This is a genomic window from Vreelandella halophytica (assembly GCF_968193635.1).
Window position 1 is genome coordinate 551,838 of the sequence record NZ_OZ309107.1, and the last position, 24,123, is coordinate 575,960.

18 protein-coding genes and 2 pseudogenes are annotated in these 24,123 nt (G+C 54.5%); 6 read left to right on the plus strand and 14 right to left on the minus strand.

Features of this window, described 5'->3' with window-relative positions:
• Positions 1-996 precede the first annotated feature (996 nt).
• The 3 genes and pseudogenes from ACWHXT_RS02625 to ACWHXT_RS02635 all read right to left on the minus strand — a co-directional run.
• A pseudogene (locus tag ACWHXT_RS02625) lies at positions 997-1,134 on the minus strand (type B chloramphenicol O-acetyltransferase); the annotation flags it as partial.
• A gap of 461 nt (positions 1,135-1,595) precedes the next feature.
• Positions 1,596-3,635 (minus strand): NAD-dependent epimerase/dehydratase family protein, encoded by a 2,040-nt coding sequence (locus tag ACWHXT_RS02630; protein WP_447957142.1) that lies wholly within the window; start codon positions 3,633-3,635, stop codon positions 1,596-1,598.
• Positions 3,610-4,713 carry a DegT/DnrJ/EryC1/StrS family aminotransferase gene (locus tag ACWHXT_RS02635; protein WP_447957143.1) on the minus strand — a complete coding sequence of 368 codons (1,104 nt, stop codon included), beginning with the start codon at positions 4,711-4,713 and terminating at the stop codon, positions 3,610-3,612. The genes ACWHXT_RS02630 and ACWHXT_RS02635 overlap by 26 nt, the downstream gene beginning before the upstream one ends.
• Positions 4,714-5,514: 801 nt before the next feature.
• Here ACWHXT_RS02635 and ACWHXT_RS02640 point away from each other — a divergent pair.
• On the plus strand, positions 5,515-6,114 hold the full coding sequence (locus ACWHXT_RS02640; protein WP_447957144.1) for a hypothetical protein: 600 nt from the start codon (positions 5,515-5,517) through the stop codon (positions 6,112-6,114).
• 162 nt (positions 6,115-6,276) lie between these two features.
• On the opposite strand, the gene ACWHXT_RS02645 is transcribed toward ACWHXT_RS02640, so the two are convergent.
• Entirely contained in the window at positions 6,277-6,939 is a 663-nt protein-coding gene (locus ACWHXT_RS02645) for a methyl-accepting chemotaxis protein (protein ID WP_447958003.1), read from the minus strand.
• A gap of 162 nt (positions 6,940-7,101) precedes the next feature.
• Positions 7,102-7,818, minus strand: a pseudogene (locus tag ACWHXT_RS02650) (nitrate- and nitrite sensing domain-containing protein); the annotation flags it as partial.
• A 584-nt stretch (positions 7,819-8,402) separates the two neighbouring features.
• Here ACWHXT_RS02650 and thpD point away from each other — a divergent pair.
• A complete protein-coding gene (gene thpD, locus ACWHXT_RS02655; protein ID WP_447957145.1) occupies positions 8,403-9,389 on the plus strand; it encodes an ectoine hydroxylase in 987 nt (328 codons plus the stop codon).
• A 141-nt stretch (positions 9,390-9,530) separates the two neighbouring features.
• On the opposite strand, the gene ACWHXT_RS02660 is transcribed toward thpD, so the two are convergent.
• The gene (locus tag ACWHXT_RS02660; protein WP_447957146.1) at positions 9,531-9,830 is read right to left on the minus strand and encodes a hypothetical protein; all 300 of its coding nucleotides are present in this window, start codon (positions 9,828-9,830) and stop codon (positions 9,531-9,533) included.
• A gap of 462 nt (positions 9,831-10,292) precedes the next feature.
• On the opposite strand from ACWHXT_RS02660, the gene ACWHXT_RS02665 reads away from it, so the two are divergent.
• The 3 genes from ACWHXT_RS02665 (at position 10,293) to ACWHXT_RS02675 (ending at position 12,846) form a co-directional block, all read left to right on the plus strand.
• On the plus strand, positions 10,293-10,796 hold the full coding sequence (locus ACWHXT_RS02665; RefSeq protein WP_447957147.1) for a ferritin-like domain-containing protein: 504 nt from the start codon (positions 10,293-10,295) through the stop codon (positions 10,794-10,796).
• Positions 10,797-11,247: 451 nt separating this feature from the next.
• The gene (locus ACWHXT_RS02670) at positions 11,248-12,054 is read left to right on the plus strand and encodes a Crp/Fnr family transcriptional regulator (RefSeq protein WP_447957148.1); all 807 of its coding nucleotides are present in this window, start codon (positions 11,248-11,250) and stop codon (positions 12,052-12,054) included.
• A 126-nt stretch (positions 12,055-12,180) separates the two neighbouring features.
• Positions 12,181-12,846, plus strand: coding sequence for a fumarylacetoacetate hydrolase family protein (locus ACWHXT_RS02675; protein WP_447927957.1), 666 nt, complete (start codon positions 12,181-12,183; stop codon positions 12,844-12,846).
• Positions 12,847-12,972: 126 nt separating this feature from the next.
• On the opposite strand, the gene speA is transcribed toward ACWHXT_RS02675, so the two are convergent.
• Positions 12,973-14,892 (minus strand): biosynthetic arginine decarboxylase, encoded by a 1,920-nt coding sequence (speA, locus tag ACWHXT_RS02680; RefSeq protein WP_447957149.1) that lies wholly within the window; start codon positions 14,890-14,892, stop codon positions 12,973-12,975.
• The gene (locus tag ACWHXT_RS02685) at positions 14,889-15,851 is read right to left on the minus strand and encodes a homoserine kinase (RefSeq protein WP_447895119.1); all 963 of its coding nucleotides are present in this window, start codon (positions 15,849-15,851) and stop codon (positions 14,889-14,891) included. Before ACWHXT_RS02685 ends, speA begins: the two co-directional genes overlap by 4 nt.
• 211 nt (positions 15,852-16,062) lie before the next feature.
• Between ACWHXT_RS02685 and polA the strand changes: the two genes are divergently transcribed.
• Complete coding sequence (gene polA, locus ACWHXT_RS02690; RefSeq protein ID WP_447957150.1) at positions 16,063-18,828, plus strand: DNA polymerase I; 2,766 nt, start codon at positions 16,063-16,065, stop codon at positions 18,826-18,828.
• Positions 18,829-18,891: 63 nt separating this feature from the next.
• Here the strand turns inward: polA and ACWHXT_RS02695 are convergent, their stop codons facing one another.
• The 6 genes from ACWHXT_RS02695 to dctP all read right to left on the minus strand — a co-directional run bounded on the left by ACWHXT_RS02695 (position 18,892) and on the right by dctP (position 23,914).
• On the minus strand, positions 18,892-19,230 hold the full coding sequence (locus ACWHXT_RS02695; RefSeq protein WP_447555236.1) for a tRNA-binding protein: 339 nt from the start codon (positions 19,228-19,230) through the stop codon (positions 18,892-18,894).
• 56 nt (positions 19,231-19,286) lie between these two features.
• The gene (locus ACWHXT_RS02700) at positions 19,287-20,162 is read right to left on the minus strand and encodes an NAD(P)-dependent oxidoreductase (protein WP_447957151.1); all 876 of its coding nucleotides are present in this window, start codon (positions 20,160-20,162) and stop codon (positions 19,287-19,289) included.
• A gap of 55 nt (positions 20,163-20,217) precedes the next feature.
• Positions 20,218-20,841, minus strand: a complete 624-nt coding sequence (locus tag ACWHXT_RS02705; RefSeq protein ID WP_447957152.1) for a TetR/AcrR family transcriptional regulator — start codon at positions 20,839-20,841, stop codon at positions 20,218-20,220.
• Between the two features lie 86 nt (positions 20,842-20,927).
• Positions 20,928-22,262: a TRAP transporter large permease gene (locus ACWHXT_RS02710; protein ID WP_447957153.1), complete on the minus strand. Its 1,335-nt coding sequence runs from the start codon at positions 22,260-22,262 to the stop codon at positions 20,928-20,930.
• Entirely contained in the window at positions 22,246-22,761 is a 516-nt protein-coding gene (locus ACWHXT_RS02715; RefSeq protein WP_447957154.1) for a TRAP transporter small permease subunit, read from the minus strand. The genes ACWHXT_RS02710 and ACWHXT_RS02715 overlap by 17 nt, the downstream gene beginning before the upstream one ends.
• A 58-nt stretch (positions 22,762-22,819) precedes the next feature.
• The gene (dctP, locus tag ACWHXT_RS02720) at positions 22,820-23,914 is read right to left on the minus strand and encodes a TRAP transporter substrate-binding protein DctP (protein ID WP_447957155.1); all 1,095 of its coding nucleotides are present in this window, start codon (positions 23,912-23,914) and stop codon (positions 22,820-22,822) included.
• Positions 23,915-24,123: the final 209 nt, after the last annotated feature.

Consider the following 24,123-nt stretch of genomic DNA (forward strand, 5'->3'; position numbering starts at 1 on the left):
ACGGTCTCGATAGCCAAATAATAGCTATTCTAAAGCAAGCTTAGAGCAGCTTTCCAGCGCCAGAGCCTTGCCGTGAGCGATGCCTGGTTTTATAAGTGTTGAGCCAACTTCGGCGGCCAGAATACTTCCATAATCACACGAATCGAAGAATTCGAAGCTAAAAACCCGCGGCTGAAGAAAATTTATGCCGAAGAACGTCTCAAGTTCGAGCTGCGTAAAGAGGCTCTGGAGGGGAAGGTGTTAAGCCATTTCTCCGCTGTGAAATAGCGCACAAAGCGGCGAATATTGCCCGCTACAGCATGCGTTTGGTAATACGCGCCCTGAATAAGATCATCGAGTGGCGAAGAAGATGCCTGCCCGGACCCGCTGTGATAACAGCTCGCAGTATACCTGCACCACTTTAAGAATCTGAGCCAACCAGCGCGGGGTCGCATTGGTTTTTATCCCCTCCAAAGCAGAACGCTTATACCGAACGTTACAAACCCACCGTACCTTATGGCTGGTCGGCTCACTACCTATTCAGCTCCATCGAGAAAGTGCAGGAATAATCACTGCGATGGCTATGGATCTATAACTACGAACGACCGAACGTAGTGCTTGGGGGCATGGCCCGATGGCACAAGCTGGCAGCCGTGGCCTGAATTCTGCTTTTGAAGCCTTCTAAAATCCAGGAGTTACCCCAGGCTTTGCTGCACTTTGGTCGGTAAAGCAGGGAGGGTAGCGACGTTAGTCCTTCTGCTTTCTACCTGGTGGTCCAAAGCGCTGTAGTTATTCCATGAGCCCAAGGGGGCAAAATAACTATATTAATAAATCACAACAATATTCTGCTTGATAAGTCAGATATTACACAAGGCAATTTTTACCGTCGCATATCCCTTTCTTCGAGCTATCAGATAAAGTAATCTGAAATAATTAGCTAGCTTGGCTTTATATATTGACCATACCTAATAAATAAAATTTTCACATTAGGCCCAGGATGTTACGTTTCTATTAAGCTCACGCTTCGTCATCAATCATCTTGATTATTTTTGCAGGGTTACCAGCGACAATTGAGAAAGGAGGAACGCTTTTGGTGACAACGGCCCCTGCAGCAACAATCGCTCCCTCACCTATCTCTTTAACTTGCGGCAAAATAATAGCACGGCTTCCAACCCAGCAACCTTTTTTGAAGACTACTTTAGTGGTTTTTAGAGTGCCAGTTCCACGAGATAGTCTGTTTTTAGTAACTGCATGTTCATGGGAATGAATAGAAGCGCCTTCTGAAAACCAAACGTCATCTTCAATTTCAATATCTCCTGTATAATCTATTTGTACATGCCTTGCTAATAAAACTCTTTTGCCCATTGAGATACTTCCTTGATGTCCATGCGTGCAATAGATCCAGACATCGTTTTCAATAATAGGAGATTCACCTATATTGAATGCTCCCCTATAAAGCATTGTTCTAGCCTTGAATAGCAGAGGAAAGCTAAACCATTTTGATCCAAAAAAATTTTGCATAAATCTTAGCCATAGCTGACGTCTTTTATAGCTCATCTATCATCCTTAAAATGGTTGGTGGCGATTTTTTTGATTAGTTGGCGATTAAAAGTATATTAATTAATTTTTGATAAGTCTTTTATTATGTCTGTTATTGAGTATTTGGGTTTCCATTTATACTTATTCATAAAGCAAGACGGATCTACTGCATGACTATTAATGTTGTCTTTTTCACCTTCGTGCTTGATAAAAGTAATAGGGGTTTCTGGGCTTGATGACTCAGTGACTTCTATGATCTTAGTTGCTATTTCAAGTAAAGTGTGAGACTTTTCCATGCTGAGATTATAAATAGAATGATTGTCATAAGAATGATGATTAATCACCTGAAGAATTCCACTTGTTACATCACGGTAGTGAATTCGTCCAAGGATTTGTCTGCCACCATATATCTCAACTAACTGTTCCTGTATAGCTCTTTGGGTTAAACGTGCTATCGCTTCATGCTGACGTATCGTCGGATCGTCCCCAGTCACCGCCCCAATCCTTAAAATAACATAAGAGATACCAGGGTGGACTTTTTTAAGCCCAATAAGATGCTGCTCAAGGGCAAATTTGAATTGGGCATAAAGCGTTGTGGGTTGTGGCGTCAGGTCTTCTGTCCAAGGTGCACCGGGTTGGTTGCCATAAACGCTTTGTGATGAGGCATATATAATCTCACCGGAGGCATGTGCGGCATATTCTGAAAAGAGCTGCATTCCTTTAGTTAGGCTATCAGTAATATCTTTTGCTTCGTGAAATGGCCGCGCTGATGCCAGATGAACAATCTTATCTATTGCACCAAAATTTAATATTCCTGATTCAAAGTCGTGCCAATCAAATACACTATTGACAGTGGGGTGAATGTTTCTTGCTGTTTCTTTTGATCGATCCAGTGTCCAAACCTCAAATTCGCCTTGTTGCAATAAGGTCTCTATAAGATTTCGTCCAATGGTTCCTGTGCTGCCGGTAACTAACACTATAGGTTTGCTTTTATTATGCTCGCTATTGCTATGAATTTTCTGGTTTAACTGCTCTACTTTTTTGTTGCGCGATAAGTGTATAGCCTTATTTGCTGTTTGTCGTATTCCGAAAACACGCGGGTTTAAGCAAAGTGCTTGTAAGGGAATACCCAGGCTCCAATGCCGTATACAGTTATCAACCTCATTAAACCCCATGGCAGCTCGGAGGCCTGTAATTCCAGTAAACCGTGGGTTGATTTCAAAAATTTTGAAGCCGTTGTCGGTGAGTCTGCCTTGTATATTGATTGGGCCTTTCAATCCCTTTTCCCGAAGAAAAGGTGCCAGTTGTAATACAGCATTATTCACTTTGTCATTTTCGTACGGAAGAACCTCAATGGGTACGCCATTATTGAGCTTGTTGTAGGTAGTGCACTGCGCCCTGATTTGACCTTCTTTGTCAGCTAATAGCTGGACAGATATTTCAGCTGCTTGTAAGTTTTTACCGTTTCGCAAACTTTCGACATAGTCGATGTGAAATGGGTCACCAGAATGTGGAATAGCCACTTCCTGAAGTATTAAGATCTCATCAATCTTGTCGAGATCACTGGGAGTGTTGACGATAGCTATCCCATTAGAAGCATAACCATCTCTAGGCTTGGCAAACAAAGGGAATATAAGCTCATTGCTGGCCGCTAGACTACGTGCTTCCCTAAGCGTAAAACTTTTTACGAACAGATCGGCCACGGCAGGAAAAGAGTCCGCCATGGTCTCTTTTGCACGGCAAGCTCTAATGAGATCCGCGTTTGAAACAATAATTTCTATTCCGCTATCATTGAACTTGTCAATATTTTCTGCAAGGACTAATGCTTCATTGTCATGACCTGGAATGAGGATGTTAATAGATTTTATTGAGCATATTTCTAAAAGATAATCAATATACCCTGGGTCGTAATAGCTTGGTAAGTATGCATAATCATTGCACTCATAAAGTCCATAGGCTAAAGGATTGTTTCCCAACCCAATTGTTCTTAATGGAAGGCGAGATAGTCGGCATGAGTCTATGACCGATTGGCCTACGCCACTGCCTATGGAACATATACCTATAGTAATTTCTCTTACAGAATTTTGTACGTTACTTTTGTGAGTGCCTAAGCTCATGAGAGATAATCTCGATAATTTTATCTTGTGTATGGTTTTTCAACTGCGCAAATATCGGTAAGCAAAGAATTCGGCTGGCAATGTTTTTAGATACCGGTTGATCTGATTGAGCTTCTAAGTATTCCACAGATTCTAGCGACGGATAAAAGTACCGCCTTGCGAGTATTCCATTTTTCTTGAGAGTAGTTTCTACTCGTGTAGTTTGCTCTTCGTCTTTAAATGCTACTGGAAAATAGGAGTAATTATAGCTTAGTGCTTCAGGCTTGGCTTGAAACTGTAATGAATTACTCAATGCTTTCTCGTACCTTTTCCATACTTCTTCACGCGATTTCAGGTTTTCCTGCATTTCATCCAATACGCATAGCCCCATGGCTGCCTGAAGCTCATTAATTTTGGCATTGATACCAAGTTCTTCTATCGTCCCTGGACCTGTAATGCCAAAGTTGATCATCTTCTGAGCGCGGTCTAAATCTTCTTTTCGCTTAAAGATGATCGCACCACCTTCGCCTGTGTGAAAAAGCTTAGTCGCATGAAAGCTTAGAGTGGCGGCATCCCCATGCTTGAGCAAGCTTTCGCCAAGATATTTTACTCCAAAAGCGTGGGAGGCATCGTAAATGACTTTAAGGTCATATTTGTTTGCGATAGCATCAATAGCTTCTACGTTGCAGGCGTTACCAAATACATGCACCGGAACGATAGCGCGTGTGTTGGTAGTGATCTTGTCTTCGATATTCGCTGGATTCAAGCACCAGCTATCCGGATCAATATCGGCAAATACGGGAGCGACACCCTCCCACTTGAGTGAGCTAGCAGTAGCTACAAAGGTAAACGGCGTGGTGATCGCTTCAGTAGACTCATGACGGCCAGTAATACCCAATGCTCGATAAGCAATTTGTAGTGCTAGAGTACCATTGGCTACCAAAAGTAGATTTTCTACCCCAAGGTATTTTTCTAAACGCTTGGTAAGTTCTTGCACTAACTTCCCATTATTGGTAAGCCAAGCGCGCTCGTAGATACCGTCTATATATCGATCAAGCTTCTCGCGGCTAGGTAAATAGGGTTTAGTCACTGGTATCATTGTAGGCCTTTCACTGAACGGAATAGATTTTCATGGCATTGCTTAAAAGCCATGTGCGCTTTTTTAAGTAAATGCTATATCTAATTAATTCTAATAGTTTCTCAGTAGCTCAATGTTCTTTGTTTTACCAGTTCTGACTAATTGTAAAAATTCCCTAATGATTTTTTATAGCATTAGCGATTCTTGCTGGTATTGTAATATTGAAAAGTTTCCAGTGAGGTTTTGGGTGCCTATTTTAGTCAAGAAAACAACGCCTAAGTAGTGCGTTATGAAAATGTACAATAGCCCTATATTTTGACCCTGCGTTGGCAAGGAGATGACTAATATTGTCATGTGATTTTGCGCGCCTGGTACGTCAATGTTGGCCAGACTAAGGCAGCTCTATATTGGTATATTTTACCATGAGGGGTTAGAGGTAAGCGGTAGAAAAGGCGTAGTGATTAGGCCTATGTGTACCATTTAAGTGTTTAGTCTCGCGAAGTGCTGCTTCGTGCATGCTAACCCTACATCCAGGTTTTGTACCAGACGTGTGATGGTTTGCAGAACCTGGCCCATTTTTCCTGGCCTCTTCGAGCATTATAGGTATTAAACGGATGGGCTTTTAAGAAGCTTGTAGTGCCATATCGAAGGGAGAGAGGGCTCCATCAGTGCTTGCTCATGGATAGCAGTCCAACCTGTCATGCCGGCGAAGGCCCCTAGTTCATTGGTATTATATGCTCATAAGGCTATTCTGATATGCTTCGCTGGCTTAACCCATGATAATAAGCAGTTGGTTCAGTTTATAAGCCAAGGGCGTACTCAATGGACACCGTTACCCTAACCCTCGTTTTTGCCATTCTGGCGATGTGGCTTAGCTTTACCTGCGCACTGGTCGTGGTGTATTTGCTGCTCAGCGGCCAGTCCACCGGGGCGGCCTCTTCTGGCAAGGCGGCGGGAGAAGACAGCAATGGGGTAAGCGAAGCCGATAAGAACGCCCCTGTGCTGGTGAATGATAGCGGCGCCGCCTGGGGAGTGCAGGTACTTTTCGAAGACCCATCGACCGCCACCAATCAGCGCCTGATCAACGTACTGGCTTCGCTGGGGGCCGAGTACGAGAGTGCCGCCAGGGTCTATACGGTCTCGGGAGAGACGTCGCGCACGCCCATCGTGGTTGAAAACGCCGCGCCCCCCGCGCCGTTACCGGCGCCAGACGATGTCGATAGCCCCTATATAGTAAAGGGGGTAAGCGTTCAGATACGCGCGAATAGCGAGGTGATGAAACCCGGCAAGCTGCAGCTAGCGCACCTGGTCAAAATCGCCAAAGCGGTGACCCGGGTGGGGGGTACCGTGGTGGATGCCCAGAAAGCGCCGATTACTAAAGCGGGTTTCAAGGCCGTTATTGCCGGTAAAGCCAGGATGTAGCCAGGGACTTTGATCGTGCCGGTAACGTTTACCGGTTCGTTATAAAGGGGCACGTATCGGGCCCTCAACGAAAAAGGCAGCCCGTGGCTGCCTTTTTCGTTGCTACTTTTCCTGGATGGCGCGATATGAGATTGGGCTGAAGCGCGCCGATAAAGCAAACCCTTAGTGCGCCAATGTAAACCCCTGGTGTTCACCACCCACCTTGAAGCGGCTGACCATGCTGGCCATGTCGCTTGCCTGGCCATCCAGTGCGCCGCTCGCCGTGGCGACCTGCTCTACCAGCGCCGCGTTTTGCTGGGTGACGTCGTCCAGCTGGGTCAATGCCTGATTGATCTGCTCGATGCCGGAGGACTGTTCCGCCGTGGCGGCGGAGATTTCCGCGACCAGCGCGGCGGTGTGCTGGGCGCGCTCGGCAATGGTTTTGAGCGTGTCGCTGGTCGAGGTGACCAGATTTTCGCCTTCCTCAATGCTTTCGACGTTGTGGTGGATGAGCTGGCGAATCCGTTTGGCTTCTTCGGCACTGCGGCTGGCCAGGTTGCGTACTTCCGCCGCGACCACGGCGAAGCCGCGGCCCTGCTCACCCGCGCGGGCCGCCTCGACAGAGGCATTCAGTGCCAAAATATTGGTTTGGAAGGCGATGCCGTCGATCGCTTCGATGATCGCGGTAACCTGCTGGTTAGCCCGGTGGATTTGTTCCATGGCCAGGCGGGCCTGTTCGGCGATATCGTTGGCCGCTTTGGCTTGCTCGGCCATGTCCTGGGTGGAGTGGCTTGCCTGCTGCGCGGTGCTCGCGCTTTGCTTAACGGTTGCCGTGATTTGCTCCATGCTGGTTGCCGTTTCCACCAGCGAGGAGGACTGCTCTTCGGTGCGCTGCGCCAGATCCGCATTGCCCTTGGCGATCTCTTTGCTGGCCACTTCGACGGACAGCGCGCCTTGTTTGATACCGGCCACCAACTCTTCTGTTTTGGCCGTCGATTCATTGAAAGCCAGATAAAGCCTTGAAAGCTCATCACTGCCGGGAACGATCAAACGCTGGGTAAGATCGCCGCCGCGGGTTTGAATGTTGTGAAGCGCCACGTTCAATGACCTTACGATGCTGCGCACGATCAGTATGGAAAGCACGATGGCGAGTACCGCGGCTGCCAGGGTTAAAATCAGGTACGACATAAGCTCGCTCAGCGCATCGTCGTGAAGGTTTCGGGCCGTCTCGAGCAGTTGGTTCGCGGCGCTGGCCCCAATGCCCGCCAGCTGGTCGATCAGGCGGGTTTGTTGCTCGAACCATTGCTGGTGGTCCACATTGAAATTGCCAGCGCTCCCTTGGGCTATTGCGATATCCCGCATGGCGTTCAGGGTTTGGGACAGCGGGCTTGCCAGTATCTCGCCGATTTCGCTTTGAAGACGGGGCGTCGAGAATTGGTTGAACGTACTCACGTACGCCTGGGAGCGGCTGGTCAGCGAAAGCAGGTTGGCGTACGTGGCGGGCAGCATACGGTCGACACTAAACGCAGTGGTGAGCAGCGCGCGCTCGATTCCGGCCAACTCCTTGATGTTCAGAAGGCTATAATAGGCGTTGAGCTGCCGGACGATTTCCCCGCGTTCGATGCTAAAGGTCAACGTGCTGACAATATCGATCAACAAGGCGTTGATGTTCGTGTAGTAGGACGTCGACTGTTCACCCGCCATGGCCAGCCGATCGATCTGCTGACGGTACGATGTGACTTATCGGGGGTGACAAGAGGACGGCAAAGGAAGATGCAGACAGTCCTTTCAAACGTATCGGCTTTAGGTCTGCACTCTTGATGAGGAAAGAAAACCGTTAAAAACATCCATGACATAGATCAATATTATTTAAATATGTTGGCTGATTTTTTTGTTTTTGACGCCAACCAGAGAGGTTCCTGGTCGTTCTGACATAAAAGGTGCGTTTCCAGGAATATGTTTTGCTTATTTATTCTTTTAACTTATATCAAATAATGAGTTTTACTTTACGTGTTCTTCTCTTGGTAGGTTAGTAGCATGAGGTGATTGTTTAGCAGAATAAGTATATTATATTTTTATTTTGACAATATAAGCAATTGTTTTTTATAGTAAAATTTGTTTTAAAAGATATAAAAATCAATAAGCTGGGGAAAATGAGGAAGTTGAGGCTGTCATTATAACGTGCGTTAGCCATTAGTGTTTCAAGGCTTGCAAGCCTGATTATATTGGCTACTTTTGTTATTACACAGTTAGTGGCGTTTAAAGAACGCTTCTGGACCTGAAATTTAATCATACAAGGAGTGGATTAGATGACAGTCACCAACACACCTCTTAATGTTGTGACCGCTCATAAACAGTATAGCGAGATGGGCGATATGGCCTCTTCGCAAAATGTGAAAGAGCAGGATTTATATCCTACGCGCTTGCCCAAAAAGCCCGCCTCCCTCAGCCAGCCGCGCCGCGATGCGGTGGTGAAAGGCGGTGAGCTAAGCGGGCCGCTATCCAAAGCGCAGCTCGATGAGTTCGAGCGTAATGGGTTTTTGTTTATCCCCAACCTGATTAGCGGCGACGAGCTCGACGAGCTTTGCGATGACATCACCGAGCTCATGAACACCGACGAATTCCGCAACCGGGAATTCAGTATCACCGAGCCGGAAAGTAACGAGATCCGCTCGCTCTTTGCGGTGCATAAGCTCTCTGATCGGCTGGGCCAGCTTGCCAATGACGAGCGCGTGGCCGGGGCCGCCCGCCAGATCATCGGTGACGACCCCTACGTGCATCAGTCGCGTATTAATTACAAACCAGGCTTTGCCGGTAAAGGCTTTGATTGGCACTCGGATTTCGAAACCTGGCACGCGGAAGACGGCATGCCGAACATGCATGCGGTAAGTGCTTCGCTCATCCTGACCGATAATCATGAGTTCAATGGCCCGCTGATGCTGATCCCCGGTTCGCACAATGAGTTCGTGCCGTGTTTGGGTGAAACCCCGGAGGATAACCACAAGAGCTCATTGAAAGCACAGGAAGTGGGCGTTCCCAGCGCCGAGGCGCTGACCGAGCTTGTAGCCAAATACGGTATCGAGGCGCCCAAAGGCAAGGCAGGGGGCTTATTGTTGTTCGATTGCAATACGCTTCATGCTTCCAACGCGAACCTGTCGCCGGACCCGCGCAGCAACGTGTTCTTTGTTTTCAACCGCCCGGATAACCGTTGCGGCGAGCCCTTCGCGGCCCCCAAGCAGCGCCCTGGCTTTTTGGCCCATGGCCCTGACGGCAACTGGTCACCGGAACAAGGTTGAATGCCTTGACTGACTAGGCTTTCATTTAAAAGAAACGCCTGGGCCAAAATAGCGCCGCCCGAATCAGGCTTCACGCCTGGTTCGGGCGGTTTTTTATCGAGACACAGTCCGTTGACTCAGGAAGGGACGAATGACGAGTGACTATTCACTGCTTTTGGGATCTGCCTTGTCACTCTCCTGATCGATATTTTCCTTGTGTGCCTTCTTCTCCTTGACGACCTGAGCACCGGAAAAAGGCGCATTCTTCATGGAGGTGTTGTGTGCCGGCGACGTCGAATGGCTCTTTTGGCCATCTACGTTTTCGTCAGGCCGATAAGGCTTTGGCTTTTGAGTGTGCGAGCCTTCTTGCGGCGCCTCCTCGCTATTGGGCACGTCCCTCTCCATTAGCCGTTCGGCTTCTTTAACGTCACCACGTTTTTGATCGCTGCGTTGACTGTTCATCTGAATACTCCATTGCGGATGAGAAGCAATTTAAAAGATAGTATCTCCATTTTTTTTATCAATCGTTATTTAGTCATTTTTGAATATTCTAAAATAAAGGGGAATCTTAACGTAAGTTATTTTATCGCTGAGCGTTGAGAGTCCTTGATAATATTTATTGAACTATCCTGTCGTCCAGCTACTCTCAATTTTAAGTCGACCCTGATTTTTTAGTGGTGGTTTTTCTAAGAATAGTTTTTCTAAAAATAATTAGTTGAAAATGCTTTTCGGCTTCTCTGAGCGACGCATTTCGATAAAGAGGCTCTCAATTGAGATGGATAAGCGCTCAATGGGTATGGAAGAGGGCTTTGTTTATAACGAAGTAGGTGACGATTTAGCGGGAATCGTTTTTTTACTGGAATGTTGTTAAGACATACGTAGTCATTAATACGTATAACGCTTTTTAATCGAGGAGTAAGCACCATGGAAAACAGACATCTTTTGGATTGGCTTCGGGATGCCCACGCGATGGAGAAACAGGCCGAGCAAATGTTAAGTGCTCAGGCGCGGCGGCTTGAAAGCTACCCTGAACTTCAAAAGCGTATCGAGCAACATATAGATGAAACGCAAGGTCAGGCCCGAAAACTCGAGCATTGTATTGGGCTTTTGGATGCCAACACATCTACCATCAAGGATATTGGCGCGCAGATGACGGCGTTCGGTCAAGCCATTGGCGGAATGATGGCGGAGGACGAAGTGATCAAAGGCGGTATTGCGTCTTACGCTTTCGAGCATTTCGAGATTGCCTGCTATAAGTCGCTCATCGCAGCGGCGGATATGGCAGGAGAAGCGGAAATATCGCAAATTTGTCATGAGATCCTCGAAGAGGAAGTCGCTATGGCGCAGTGGCTGAATAAACACCTGGAAGATACTACGCGTGAATTTTTAGAGCGTTCGGACAGCGATGGGCTACGCTCTAAAACCTAACCTTGTAACTGGCCTATAACGATAGTGTCATTTAAAACGATCACCCCGGCTTGCCGCCGGGGTTTTTTTATAGTTCATTATCGAGATATTTGGTTTTAATAACTTTTTATAATGTATTTAAGATTGAGGCGAGTTATTTGGGTTTTAATAAAGTCTTTCTCTTCAATAACATAAGTTATGACTTTTGCGTGCTTTATTCTTTGACACAAAAAGCCTTTTTGTTTAATCATTCAACCTTGATTGAGAGGTGCAAGGACTTTAAATATACAGGCTGAGAAGTAGGTGTATTTTATTAACATTTGTTAAATATATGCTATTTGTCAGGGTGGGCCTGGTTGTGAGTGTTGCTATATTTTCCGTCCATTGGGCTTTTCCGCTATATATGTGTACGCGTCCTGTATTTTTTCTTTTAAAAGCATAACTTTTGTATAGCGGTAATGGAGTATTGAGAATGCGTAGCAGGTATGGCGCTGATGGACAGAACTTGATGGAAGATAGTAATTATACTTCGTCGCCAAACACTATTTTAAAGCATGAGAAAAACACCTCGCTTGCGAAAGCGCTAAGTCTTTATGGTGTTATTAGCGAGAAGTCCAGTGAGTTGTTGACTCGAATTGCTGTCAAAAAAGTCGAACTAAAGCGCCATCAAAAACTGTTTTTTCTACAAGAAGGGAAGCCCAAGCTCTTTATCGTTAAAAAGGGGTGGATCAGTATTTGTCAATCAGTTAAAAACCACGGGCAGGATATATGTAACGTTTATATGCCTGGCGATATCGTAGGTCTGCGTGAAAGTTTTTTCGACAATAACGATATCGCCATAGTGGCGCTACAAAACTGCGAGCTGGAGCGTGTGTCCGCTGAAGAAGTCCACGCACTGTTTGAAATACACGATGACATAAGAAAGGCGATTATTTCTTATGTCATGGTCAATGACAATATCGCCATTGCACGGTTAAGAAGCTGCACTCACCACAAGGCAGAAGAGCGAGTCGCCCACTACCTGCTCGAAGTATATGCCCGCTACCGGTTCAAGCAGGCCAGCGATACAGACTTTTTTACGCTTCCTGTTACTCAAGAGGTCATTGGTGAGCTTTTAGGGATGACCAGCGTGCACGTTAGCCGCTGTATGACCACGCTGGAGCAGAAAAAGCTGATTCGAAAAAATCGTACCGTCATAAAACTGCTCGAACCCGAGCGTTTGATCGAGGCCACGGGCTTTGACGAGCGGCTGATTTATGGGCATGTGTATGTAGCATGAAGCGTGACCAGGCGCGTGCTCTTCAAAAAAGCGGGGCAGGGTTGTCGTACGGGTAGTCGGGTGGGGTAGACTAATGCGCCTGTCGTTGTGTATGCGGCACGTATAATGAGAAGGAGAGTACCCGCCATGCGTTTTGTTCCACAGTTTACCGATGGCCAGGAATTTCCCCACGCGCTGGGTAAGGTCGTGTGCGTTGGTCGCAATTACGCCGACCACGCCAAAGAGCTGCAGAATCCGGTTCCGAGCGAGCCGTTGCTGTTTATCAAGCCGGCGACCAGCGTGGTCGATATTACCAAACCGTTGGATCCTCCCTTCTCCCGCGGTGATGTGCATTTCGAGGCCGAGCTTGCGCTGTTGATCGGCGAAACGCTGACCCACGCGACCCACGAACAGGCCGAGCGCGCGATTGTCGGCATTGGCCTGGCGATGGATCTAACCCTTCGCGACGTGCAAACCCAGCTCAAAGAGAAGGGCCACCCCTGGGAAACCGCCAAGGCCTTTGACGGGGCGTGCCCGCTCTCGGCGTTTTTGCCGCTTAGCCGTGTGCCCAACTGGAACGCGCTGTCATTTACGCTCGATATCAACGGCGAGCAGCGCCAGTACGGCGAAGGCGCGGATATGCTGTTTGCGATCCCGACGCTGGTGGCGGAAATGAGCCGCCACTTTACCCTGGTGCCGGGGGATGTGATCTTGACCGGTACGCCGGCGGGTGTCGGCGAGCTGCCCCGGGGCGCGGCGCTCAAACTGACGCTGACCGGCGGGCTGGAGGTAAATACTACCGTCGTCGAATAAAGTCAGGCATTAAAAAGGCCGCCGGCCCCAGGGCCGGCGGCCTTTTTGCGTCTGCGCTACGCGTTCGCCGTTCGAGCGTCACTCAAGGTCCGCCCCCTTCACAAGTCCCATCCTTCACAAGTCCCATCATTCAAGATAGGTATAGCCTTCCAGGCCTTCGTTGAGGCTCGCGGCGAAGCTCTCTTGTTCGGCCGCGGAGAGGCCGCTTCTGGTGAGTTGATCGAACAGTTTGCGCTTGAGGGCCGCGGCGTCGAAGTTCACGTAGCCCAGCACGTTGGCCACCGTGTCGCCGGCTTGCGGGTTGGAGAGCACCCACTCGCCGTTCTGGCCCAGGGCGGCATCGACGGAGTCGGTGTCGCCGAACAGGTTGTGCAAGTCGCCCAGAATCTCCTGATAGGCGCCCACCAGGAAAAAGCCGAGCCAGCGCTCTTCGTCTTCGGGCCATTCGGGTAGCGGCAGGGTGCTTTCAACGCCCTGGCCGTCCACGTAGCTGTCGATACGCCCGTCGGAGTCGCAGGTGATGTCCTGAATCACCGCGCGGCGGGTGGGCGCCTCGTTCAGCCCGGTCAGTGGCAGCACCGGGAAAATCTGCTCGATCCCCCAGACATCCGGCACCGACTGGAACAGCGAGAAGTTCACGAAAAGCTTGTCGGCGAGTTTCTCGGCCAGCTCGTCCATGATTTCGCGGTGGGCGCGGTTGCGGGTATCCAGCTGGCCGCGCAGGCGCGCGCAGGTCGCCATATAGAGGCGCTCGCCCTGGGCACGGGCATCGATATTGGAAAGCCCCATTACGAAGCGTTCGTGCAGCTCGCTGACCGCCTGTAGCACGTCGTGCCAGGCTTCCACCAGCACGCGGGGCTCCTGAGCGCTCTCGAGCTGGTCGAAAACGCGCCAAAGCGCTTCCACCTGGGGGTCGTCCTGTTGTTCGCGCGCCGGCGGGGTGTCGTCGATGCGCTCCTCGCCGATCACGTTGGTAATCAGCACCGCGTGGTGGGCGGTCAGCGCCCGGCCGGATTCACTGATCAGGTGCGGGGCGGGCAGGTTCGCCTCCTGGCAAAGCTGGGCGAAGGCGTTGACCACGTTGCGGGCGTACTCGCGCATCGAGTAGTTCACCGAGCAGTCGCTTCTCGAACGCGTGCCTTCGTAATCGATCCCCAGGCCGCCGCCCACGTCCACCGTATCCACCGGCGCGCCCAGCGCGATCAGGTTCTGGTAGAAGCGGGCGCACTCGCGCAGCCCGCGCTGAATATCGCGAATGTTGGCGATCTGCGAGCCCAGGTGGAAGTGCACCAGCTGCAGGCTTTCCAGGGCGTTTTGGCTTCGCAGGGTGTCGACCACCTGCAGAATCTGGCTGGCAGTGAGACCGAACTTGGATTTCTCGCCGCCGGTGTTTTGCCATTTACCTTTACCCACCGAGGCGAGTCGGGCGCGCAGGCCGATGCGCGGGGTTACCTCGAGCGCGCGGGCCTCTTCGAGAATCATCGAAAGCTCCGAGAGCTTTTCGACCACGAGATACACCTTGTGGCCGAGCTTTTCGCCCAGCAGCGCCAGGCGCACGTACTCGCGGTCTTTGTAGCCGTTGCAGACGATCAGCGAAGAGCCGGCATCCGAGAGCGCCATCACGGCGATAAGCTCGGGCTTGCTACCCGCTTCCAGGCCCACGCGGCCGCTGCCGCGCTCGGCGGTGGCGAGTATTTCCTCCACCACGCGGCGCTGCTGGTTCACCTTGATGGGATACACCGCGGTATAGCCGCCGGCGTAGTCCGCTTCCTGCATGGCACTGTCAAAGGCGCTGCAAAGCTGTTCGACCCGGTCGTGAAGAATATCGCTAAAGCGCACCAGTACCGGTAGACGAAGCCCGGCGTTTTGCAGCTCCCGGGTCAGCGTGCTGATCGTAAGTGCCGGGCCCTCGGCGTCGCTGCCCAGCGGGCGCACCAGCGCCTGGCCCTGCTCGTTGACGTCGAAATAGCCGCTGCCCCACTGGTCGATGTTCCAGGTGCGGCGCGCGCGCTGGGCAGCGCTTTGGGAGCTTGAAGAGTCACTCATTCATCATTGGCCTCAGGCAGCGGCAAGGCCCCGTGGGCGATGCGTGCCTTCAAGATGGTGCGAAAACGCTCCGGGTCGTGGGGCGTCAAATCGTGGGCCGGCGGGTCGACATAAACGACCAGAAGGCGCGAGAGCCAGTAACGAAGCGCGGTCATGCGCAGCATCGTCGGCCACAGCGCGCGCTCTTGCGCGGTGAAGGGCCGCCGCGCCATGTACGCCGATAAAAGGGTGTCGTAACGCTCGGCGTTGAGCGTGCCGTCTTCATCGGTTGCCCAGTCGTTGATCACGATGGCGACGTCGAATAAGAGCTCGCCGGTGCAGCCGTTGTAAAGATCGATAATACCGCCAAGCCGGTCGCCCTCGAACAGCGTGTTATCACGAAAAAGGTCGCCGTGAAGCGCCCCGGTGGGCAACGCATCCACCTGGCCAAACGCGCTTTGAAAGTCGTCCACCTCGTCTTTCATCAGCGCCTGATCGGCGGGGCTCAAATACGCCAGCACCTTGTGGTGTACCGCTTCCAGCCAGTTCAGATCCCGCGGGTTGGGGCGCTGCCCCGGAAAATGTTGGGAAACCACATGCAACTGGCCCAGCGCCTCGCCCAGCGCCCGGCACTGCGCCAAATTGGGGCTGGCGGGGTGGCGCCCCGGCATACGGGGAAACAAAAGCGCCGGCTTGCCCGCCAGGCTTTGTAGCGCCGTTCCGTGATGGTCGTGCACCGGGCCGGGTACCGGAATGCGGTGCTCGTCCAGGTAATCCATCAGGTCGACGAAAAACGGAAGCTCTTCGTGCTCGCCTTGCTCGAAAAGGGTCAACACCAGCTCCCGCTGGTCGGTCGTGACGAAAAACGTCGAATTCTCCGTGCCGCCGGCCACGCCCTCCAGCGCGACCAGCCGGCCCACGTCGAATCGTTCCAGAAAAGTGGCGACCTGCGCGTCGCTAAGCGGGGTGAATACAGCCATCGTTTTCTCGCCCGGGGTTTGGTTGGCTCATTGTAGCGACTCGACTCGCCAGTTGGCAGCGTTATGGTAATTTCCTCGCCGTACCCATTCTGCACCCTGGCCCACGAACGCGTATCATGGCCGCCCACAGCTTGCGTTTTGGCCTATAGTGATCACCATTAACGCTCAAGCGATACCGCTCATTTCACCCGATCTGCAATAGGGACTGGTTATGGCCCGCGCTCCAATCGTGCTCGTCGATGGCTCTTCGTATTTGTACCGCGCCTTTCACGCGCTGCCTCCGCTCAATGCCTCCAACGGCCAGCCCACCGGCGCCGTGAAGGGCGTTTTGAACATGCTCAAGCGGCTCATCAAGGACTACCCCCAAAGCCCCATGGCGGTGGTGTTCGACGCGCCTGGCAAGACCTTTCGCGACGAGATGTACAGCGAGTACAAGGCTCACCGCCCGCCCATGCCGGACGACCTGCGCGGCCAAATCCAGCCGCTGCACGACTGCGTCAAGGCGCTGGGCCTGCCGCTTTTGTGCATCGAAGGCGTGGAGGCGGACGACGTGATCGGCACGCTCGCCTTTCACGCCACACAAGCCGGGCGCGACGCGGTGATCTCCACCGGCGATAAGGACATGGCGCAGTTGGTCAACGCCCATATCACCCTGGTCAACACCATGAAGGACGAGACCCTGGATGTGGCGGGCGTGGAAGACAAGTTCGGCTTGCCGCCGTCCTTGATCATCGATTTTCTCGCGCTGATGGGCGATAAGGTGGATAACATCCCCGGCGTGCCCGGGGTGGGCGAGAAAACCGCCATCGGCCTTTTGCAGGGCATGGAAGGCGGGCTCGACACCATTTATGGTGACCTGGATAAGATCAAGACGCTGAGCTTTCGTGGCGCCAAGACGCTGCACAAAAAGCTCGAGGAGCACCGCGACCAGGCCTACCTTTCCTACCAGCTCGCCACCATCAAGACCGACTGTGAGCTGCCGGTGGGCCTCGATGATCTCGACATCGCCCACCCGGACCGGGAAAAGCTCACCGAGCTCTATCAGATGCTGGAGTTCAAGCAGTGGCTGGTGGAGCTGCTCGAGGGCAAGGATGAAGGCGTCGACGACGTGAAAGGCGGCGAACCGGCCCCAAGTGAGGCCGGAGAGGTCGAAACCACCCCCAGCGCGGCGCGGGAAGACCACGTCATCACCGACCAAAAAGCGTTCGATGCGTGGCTCGAGCGGCTCAAAAGCGCCGAGCGTTTCTGTTTCGATCTGGAAACCACCAGCCTTAACTACATGGAGGCGGAGATCGTCGGCGTGGGCCTTTGTTTGCAGGCGGGGGAGGCGGCCTATATACCGTTGGCCCACGACTACCTCGACGCCCCGGCCCAGCTCGACCGAAGTGATGTACTCGCCGCGTTGAAGCCGATTCTTGAAGGCACCAAAACCATCAAGATCGGCCAGAACCTGAAGTACGATATCTCCGTGCTCGCCAACTATGACATTTCAGTTGCTGGCCCCCTGGCGGACACCATGTTGGCGTCTTATGTGCTTAACTCCACCGCCACCCGCCACGACATGGATTCCCTGGCGCTCAAGTACCTCAGCGAGAAAACCATCTCGTTTGAAGAGATCGCCGGCAAGGGCGCCAAGCAGCTGACGTTCAACCAGATCGGACTCGAAGAAGCCGCGCCCTACGCCTGCGAAGACGTGGACATCACCCTGCGCCTACACGACACCCTGCGCCCGCTGGTCGAAAAAGAGGGCCGCCTGGCCGAGGTGCTCGACCGGCTGGAGCTTCCGCTGATCAAGGTGATTTCGCGCATCGAGCGCAACGGCGTGGCCATCGATGACGAGCGCCTTCACACGCAAAGCCAGCAGCTCGACACGCGCATTCGCGAGCTCGAGCAAAAGGCGTTCGAGCTTGCCGGCCGGGAGTTCAACCTGGGCTCGCCCAAGCAGCTCGGCGAAATTTTGTTCGATGAGCAAAAAATCCCGGTGCTCAAGAAAACCCCGAAGGGCGCCCCGTCTACGGCGGAAGCCGTGCTCGAAGAGCTGGCGCTGGACTACCCGCTGCCCAAGGTGATCATGGAGCACCGCGGGCTTTCCAAGCTCAAATCGACCTACACCGATAAGCTTCCGCGCTTGATCAACAAGCAGAGCAAGCGGGTGCATACCAGCTACCACCAGGCGGTGACCGCCACCGGGCGGCTATCGTCATCCGACCCGAACCTGCAGAACATCCCCATTCGCACAGAAGAGGGGCGCAAGATTCGCCAGGCGTTCGTCGCCCGGCCCGGCTACAAGATCGTCGCCGCCGACTACTCGCAGATCGAGCTGCGCATCATGGCGCACCTGTCTGAGGACAAGGGCCTTCTGGAGGCGTTCGCCGAAAACCGGGATATCCACACCGCCACCGCCGCCGAGGTCTTCGGCACGGCGCTTGATAAAGTCAGCAATGAGCAGCGCCGCAGCGCCAAGGCGATCAACTTCGGGCTGATCTACGGCATGAGTGCCTGGGGGCTGGGTAAGCAGCTGCACATCGAACGCAATCAGGCGCAGACCTACATCGACCGTTATTTCGACCGCTACCCGGGCGTGGCGCGCTATATGGACCGCATCCGCGCCCAGGCCGCCGAAGATGGTTTCGTCGAGACCGTACTGGGCCGGCGGCTTTACCTGCCGGAGATCCACTCGCAAAACCGCAACCGCCGCCAGGGCGCCGAGCGCACCGCGATCAACGCCCCCATGCAGGGCACCGCGGCGGACATCATCAAGCAGGCGATGATCGACGTCGACGCCTGGCTCGCCGAGGGTGAATTCGACGCGCTGATGGTCATGCAAGTACACGATGAGCTGGTGTTCGAGGTGAAGGAGGCCCAGGTAGAGTCGTTCATCCAACAGGTGCAAAAACGCATGCAAGGCGCGGCGGAATTGAAAGTACCGCTGATCGTCGAGGCCGAAACCGGCGACAACTGGGACGAGGCGCACTAGAAGCGGTGACATGCGCCGCGAAATCGGCCCGCTTGGCGGCGGGCCGTTGCGCGTTTCGGCGAGCTAGGCCAGCTTCGTGCCGATGGGTACGGGCTGGTCCGGCACGCATAGAGCTACCTCGCCCTGGTCGTTATGAAAACCGGTCACCAGGCACTCGGACATGATGGGTCCGATCTGCTTGGGCGGGAAATTAACCACCGCCACTACGTGCTTGCCCACCAGAGTTTCCGGCGTGTAGAGCTCGGTGATCTGCGCGCTCGACTTTCGCTGGCCAATCTCCGGGCCGAAATCCACCAGCAGTTGATAGGCGGGTTTGCGCGCCTCGGCAAAGGGCTCGGCCTTGATGATCTCGCCGACGCGAAGCTCTACCTTGCTGAAGTCATCCCATGAAATCGTGTCCATCAGAGCCTCTCTTGTTGGCGGTTTGTCTCGTTTGAGTATGTTTTTGGCTGTCCGCCTTACGTCTGGCCCGCGCGGCGTGCGCTCGTGCGCGCCAGCGCCGCCCAGTCCAGGTGGCCTTCGCCATGGGCCAGGCTTTCTACGTGGGCGTCGCGCAGCGTGCCGGCCAAGGGCAGCGGCACGTTCACAGCTTCCGCCGCCTCCTGCGCCAGGCGCACGTCCTTCAGGCCCAGTGAAAGTTTGAAACCGGCGGGCTCGAAGTGGCTTTTGGCGATGGCTGAGCCGTACCCCTTGTAGACTGGAGCCGCAAATACCGTCGAGGTGACAAGCTCGATAAAGTCGGCGGCGTCCACGCCGTGCCCCTTGGCAAGCGCTGCCGCCTCACCCATCGTGCCGATAGCGCTGGCGATCATGAAATTGATCCCCAACTTGACCGCATTGGCCTGTTCCGGGCGCTCGCCGATGTGCCAGGTTCGTTGGCCTAGCGCATCAAACAGCGGCTGCACCTTCGAAAGCGTAAGCGCGTCGCAGCCCGCGAGAATATTAAGCTGGCCAGCACGCGCCACATCGACCCGCCCGAGTACGGGCGCGGCCACGTAGTTGATGGCGTGGGCACGGTGCGCGTCGGCAAGCTCGGTGGCGTATTGCACCGACACCGTGGCCATGTTGACGTGAATAGCGCCTGGGCGCATGGCGGCCAGTACCGTTTCGCTCATTACGGTGCGCGTGGCGTTATCATCGGCCAGCATCGAGATTACGATATCCGCTTCGTCGACCGCCTCGATCGGCGTATCGAACGCCGTGGCGCCGTGGGCGACAAGCGCTGCCGTCGCGGAGCGGGATCGATTCCAGATGCGCAGCGAATGGCCCGCGTCGAGCAGGTTGGCCGCCATGGGGTGCCCCATGATACCCAGGCCCAGAAAGGCAACGTTCATACGAACTCCTGTTAGTCTGTATTATGAAAACGATCATTTCCAAAATAGATAAAAATTAATCTATAACGCGCATCGCAACCTCTACCACGGCTTGCAACTCTTCGCGGCTGCGCCCGGTCTTGCCCACCACGCGTATGCCCTGGGTCAGGCATAAAAGCGTTCGCGCCGTGGCATCAATTGGAAGCTCGGGGCGAAGGGAGCCGTCCGCCTGGCCCTGGCGGAGCAAATCAGCGACCAGCTCTTCGTTGCGTTCGAGCGCGTCGGTAATATGGGCGGCCATGTCTGCGTCGAAGGCGGACAGCGAGATGGCGCTACCCACCACCAGACACCCTTGCCGGCCTTGTTCGCCTTGGGCCGACTCGGCATAAAACAAAAGCGCCCGGCGTAGTCGTTCGCGCCCGGTGCCGTCCGCGCCCAGGGCGTCGCGAAGCTGTCGCGTCCGCCGCTCCCGATAGTGATCGAAGGCGGCCAAAAACACGGCGCGTTTGTCTTTGAACGCCTTGTAGAGACTCCCTTGAGAGAGCCCCATCGCTTTGGTCAGATCGGTGATCGAGGTGGCCTGGTAGCCGCGCTCGCTGAAGACCTCGATGGCCCGGTCCAGCACAGGCGCCAGATCGAACTCTCGGGGGCGGCCGCGGCCGCGCGAAACGAGAGGGTCTTGTCGGTTTGAAGTCGTCATGAATGCCATATTGGAAGTGATCGTTTTCCAAATTAGCACAGAAGCCACTTGAGATCACGCCGACGTCCGAAAAGGCGGCGGAAAGCTCAATAACCGATCATCACGCTTGGCAGCCCCGTCACCAGCACCGGGAAGAACGCCATCAGCACACAGGCGATTAGAATCAGCACGCAGAAGGGAATTACCGCCTTGTAGAGGTCGACGATCTCCACCCCGGGCGGGGCGACGCCTTTCAGGTAAAACAGCGCGTAGCCGAAAGGCGGGGTGAGGAAGGACGTTTGCAGTACCACGGCCACCATCACTACGAACCAGAGCGGATCGATCCCCATTTGCTGGATGATCGGCAGCATGATGGGAAAGCTCAGCAGCACGATGCCGGTCCAGTCCAGAAACATGCCCAGCACGAACACCAGCAAAAACATCATGATCAGCGCCCCGGTCGTGCCGCCGGGCATCGCCAGCAGCAAATCCTGAATCACCTGCATGCCGCCGCCGCGGGAGAATACGCCGGTAAAGGCGGTGGCGCCCACCAGCACCAGCATCACCATGGTGGTGGTCTTGCCCGCGTCGATCAGCGTGCGATAGCAGGTCGAGAGCTTGCGATCACCAAAAATCAAAAACAGCAGAAAGGCGATGAAGACACCAATCGCCGAGGCTTCTGTTGCCGTCGCAATACCGGTAAACAGCGCCCCGAGCACGCCCAGAATCAGCGCCATGGGTGGCACCACGTACTTGCCGAGCATCTTTAGAAGCTCCATCGTACTCACGCCGGCGCGCTCTTGCCTGGGTACCGGCGGCCCATAGGAAGGCTTGAAGTGGCAGATGAGCAGCACGTAGAGCGCGTACATCACGCCGAGCATGACGCCGGGCACCATCGCGCCGGCAAACAGCGCCCCGACCGACACCGGTGAGTAGCTGGCCATCAGAATCAGCATGATGCTCGGCGGTATCAGAATCCCCAGGCAGCCGCTGGCCATGATGACGCCGGCGCTGAGTTCCTTGTTGTAGCCGTATTTCAGCATCGGCACCAGCGCGATCATGCCCATCACCGCGATCGAGGCGCCGACGATACCGGTGGTCGCCGCCAGCAATATCGAGACGATCACCACGGTCAGCGCAAGCCCGCCGCGCAGGTTGGCTAGAAGCAGCCGCATGGCGTCGAACATGCGCTCGGTGACGCCGGAGTCGTTGAGAAACCGCGCCATGAGCACGAACAGCGGAATGGCCACCAGCACGTAGTTGTCCATGGCGTTGCCGAAAATATTATTGATCAGCGTACCCAGCACCCGCTCGCCGGGGCCGAGAAAGGCGCCGATCACCGCGACCCCGCCCAGCACGAAGGCCAGCGGGTGGCCCATGAAGAGCCCAACCAACAGCCCGCCGAACATGCAAAGCGCCAACAGTTCAGGACTCAGGTTCATAGCGCTTCTCCTCACGCAGGGCGATGACGGCGCGCAGCACGATGGCGATGGCCTGCAGCAGTATCAGTACGGCGGCCACCACGATCACGCCCTTGATGGGGTAGACGGGAATGGCCACCATGCCGTAGGTGGTCTCGCCCCGACTGAAGGAGCGCTCGAAAAACAGCCAGCCGTATTTCAACAGCATCCAGATGAACGGCACGAAGAAGATCGCATAGCCCAGAAGGGTCAGCACCGCCTGGCGCTTTAGCGAGAACAGGCGCTTGAGTACGTCCACTTCGACGTGGGCGTGGTGTTTCAAGCCGTAAGCGGCCATCAGCATGAAGTGGGCGCCGAACAGCATCTTGGTGACATCGAACGCCCAGTCGCTGGGCCGGCCCAGGAAAAAGCGCGAGGCGATATCGAACAGCACGATCAGGGTGATGACGGCAATCAAGGGCGCGATGAGACGCCCAAACAGCTCGTTCACGGCATCGATCGCCTTGGCAATGGCGTGCATGAAAAACCCTCCGCAGTCAGCAAAGCCGCCCCGTGGTTAGCGAAGCGGCCAACGCGCCTTACAGGCAGGCTTCGATCTCTGAAAGCGACGGCAGGCTCTCCATGGACCGGCTCATGTTGAAGGGGGCGGAGACATCGCGCCAGGTGGCGTAGTCCTCCAGATAGCTCACCATCGACTGGTAGACCTTGGCGTGGTCCGGATTCTCGCAGGCGCCCTGAACGATCACCTCGTTGGTGACCTCCTGAATCCGCGCCAGGTCTTCCTCGGAGAACTGGTTGATGGTCACGCCGTCTTCGATGAACTGGCGGGTCGCCTCGTTGGACGCGCGCTCGGACCAGGCCAGCGACCAGGCCATGGTGGCGTCGGCGGCGATGCGCAGCTTTGCCTGGGTCGTCTCATCGAGCGCGTTCCAGGCCTCCATGTTGATCATCACGCCGAACACACTCGCGGACTGATGCCAGCCTGGCGTTGCCCAGTTGTCCGCTACCTCGGAAAAGCCCGCCTTGTAGTCCACGCCGGGGGTCGAGAACTCGCCGGCGTCGATCACGCCGCGCTCGATGGCCTGATACACCTCGCCGCCGGCAAGCGTCACCTGAGAGCCGCCCAGGCGTTCGAGCACGCGGCCCTGGTCGCGGCCGGAAAGGCGCAGGCGCTTGCCTTCAAGGTCCGCGATGCTCGCGATCGGCGTGCGGCCCATGAAGCCGGATTCGTTGTTGGTAATGCCGTAGGGCAGGTACATCATGTTGAACTGGCCGTAGATCTCCTCGTAGAGCTCACGCCCGCCCCACTGCTGAATCCAGTTCAGGTAATCGACGCCGTTGAACAGGCTCGTGGTGGTCGCCAGCGGTGAAAACGCCGGGTTGAGCCCCGCCCAGTAGCCTGGCCAGTCGCCGGCGGCCTCGATGCTGCCGGTTTCGGTGGCATCGAACACCTCGGTGCCGGGCATTAGCGTGCCGCCGGCGCGAAAATTGATCTGTAGCTCCTCGCCGGCCAGCCGATTGACCAGATCCACCCAATGGCGGTCGATCTGAATCAGGTCCAGGTTGTCCGGCCAGGTGGAGGTCATGGTCCACTGCTCCTGGGCCTGGGCGGTGGAGGCGAAGAGCACGCCGGTGGCAAGCGCGCTTAGGGCGAAACGAGAGATCGTCGTCATGATGAGTTTCCTTAGCGTGTGATGTTGTTGGTATTGGTAAACGGTCAGGAAAACGAACGCAGCCTTACGTATACGTCAACTTGGGTGCGCTACAGCGATAAGCTAGCATACTCCCCGGGCCCGCGCGCCATAGCCGTTGGTGGTAGACGCTGAAAGCTGGCCTTGCCGGGTTGAACGCGTATTCCCGGGGCAGGCGTCGCGTTGCAGGA

Bases quoted from the DNA above. Each gene is read 5' to 3' on its own strand.
- ACWHXT_RS02665 (WP_447957147.1), top strand. From the start codon at position 10,293: ATGGAAAACAGACATCTTTTGGATTGGCTTCGGGATGCCCACGCGATG.
- dctP (WP_447957155.1), bottom strand. From the start codon at position 23,914: ATGACGACGATCTCTCGTTTCGCCCTAAGCGCGCTTGCCACCGGCGTG.
- ACWHXT_RS02660 (WP_447957146.1), bottom strand. From the start codon at position 9,830: ATGAACAGTCAACGCAGCGATCAAAAACGTGGTGACGTTAAAGAAGCC.
- ACWHXT_RS02685 (WP_447895119.1), bottom strand. From the start codon at position 15,851: ATGGCTGTATTCACCCCGCTTAGCGACGCGCAGGTCGCCACTTTTCTG.
- thpD (WP_447957145.1), top strand. From the start codon at position 8,403: ATGACAGTCACCAACACACCTCTTAATGTTGTGACCGCTCATAAACAG.
- ACWHXT_RS02635 (WP_447957143.1), bottom strand. From the start codon at position 4,713: ATGATACCAGTGACTAAACCCTATTTACCTAGCCGCGAGAAGCTTGAT.
- speA (WP_447957149.1), bottom strand. From the start codon at position 14,892: ATGAGTGACTCTTCAAGCTCCCAAAGCGCTGCCCAGCGCGCGCGCCGC.
- ACWHXT_RS02630 (WP_447957142.1), bottom strand. From the start codon at position 3,635: ATGAGCTTAGGCACTCACAAAAGTAACGTACAAAATTCTGTAAGAGAA.
- ACWHXT_RS02715 (WP_447957154.1), bottom strand. From the start codon at position 22,761: ATGCACGCCATTGCCAAGGCGATCGATGCCGTGAACGAGCTGTTTGGG.
- ACWHXT_RS02705 (WP_447957152.1), bottom strand. From the start codon at position 20,841: ATGACGACTTCAAACCGACAAGACCCTCTCGTTTCGCGCGGCCGCGGC.
- ACWHXT_RS02645 (WP_447958003.1), bottom strand. From the start codon at position 6,939: ATGGAGCAAATCACGGCAACCGTTAAGCAAAGCGCGAGCACCGCGCAG.
- ACWHXT_RS02710 (WP_447957153.1), bottom strand. From the start codon at position 22,262: ATGAACCTGAGTCCTGAACTGTTGGCGCTTTGCATGTTCGGCGGGCTG.
- polA (WP_447957150.1), top strand. From the start codon at position 16,063: ATGGCCCGCGCTCCAATCGTGCTCGTCGATGGCTCTTCGTATTTGTAC.
- ACWHXT_RS02670 (WP_447957148.1), top strand. From the start codon at position 11,248: ATGCGTAGCAGGTATGGCGCTGATGGACAGAACTTGATGGAAGATAGT.
- ACWHXT_RS02640 (WP_447957144.1), top strand. From the start codon at position 5,515: ATGGACACCGTTACCCTAACCCTCGTTTTTGCCATTCTGGCGATGTGG.
- ACWHXT_RS02700 (WP_447957151.1), bottom strand. From the start codon at position 20,162: ATGAACGTTGCCTTTCTGGGCCTGGGTATCATGGGGCACCCCATGGCG.
- ACWHXT_RS02675 (WP_447927957.1), top strand. From the start codon at position 12,181: ATGCGTTTTGTTCCACAGTTTACCGATGGCCAGGAATTTCCCCACGCG.
- ACWHXT_RS02695 (WP_447555236.1), bottom strand. From the start codon at position 19,230: ATGGACACGATTTCATGGGATGACTTCAGCAAGGTAGAGCTTCGCGTC.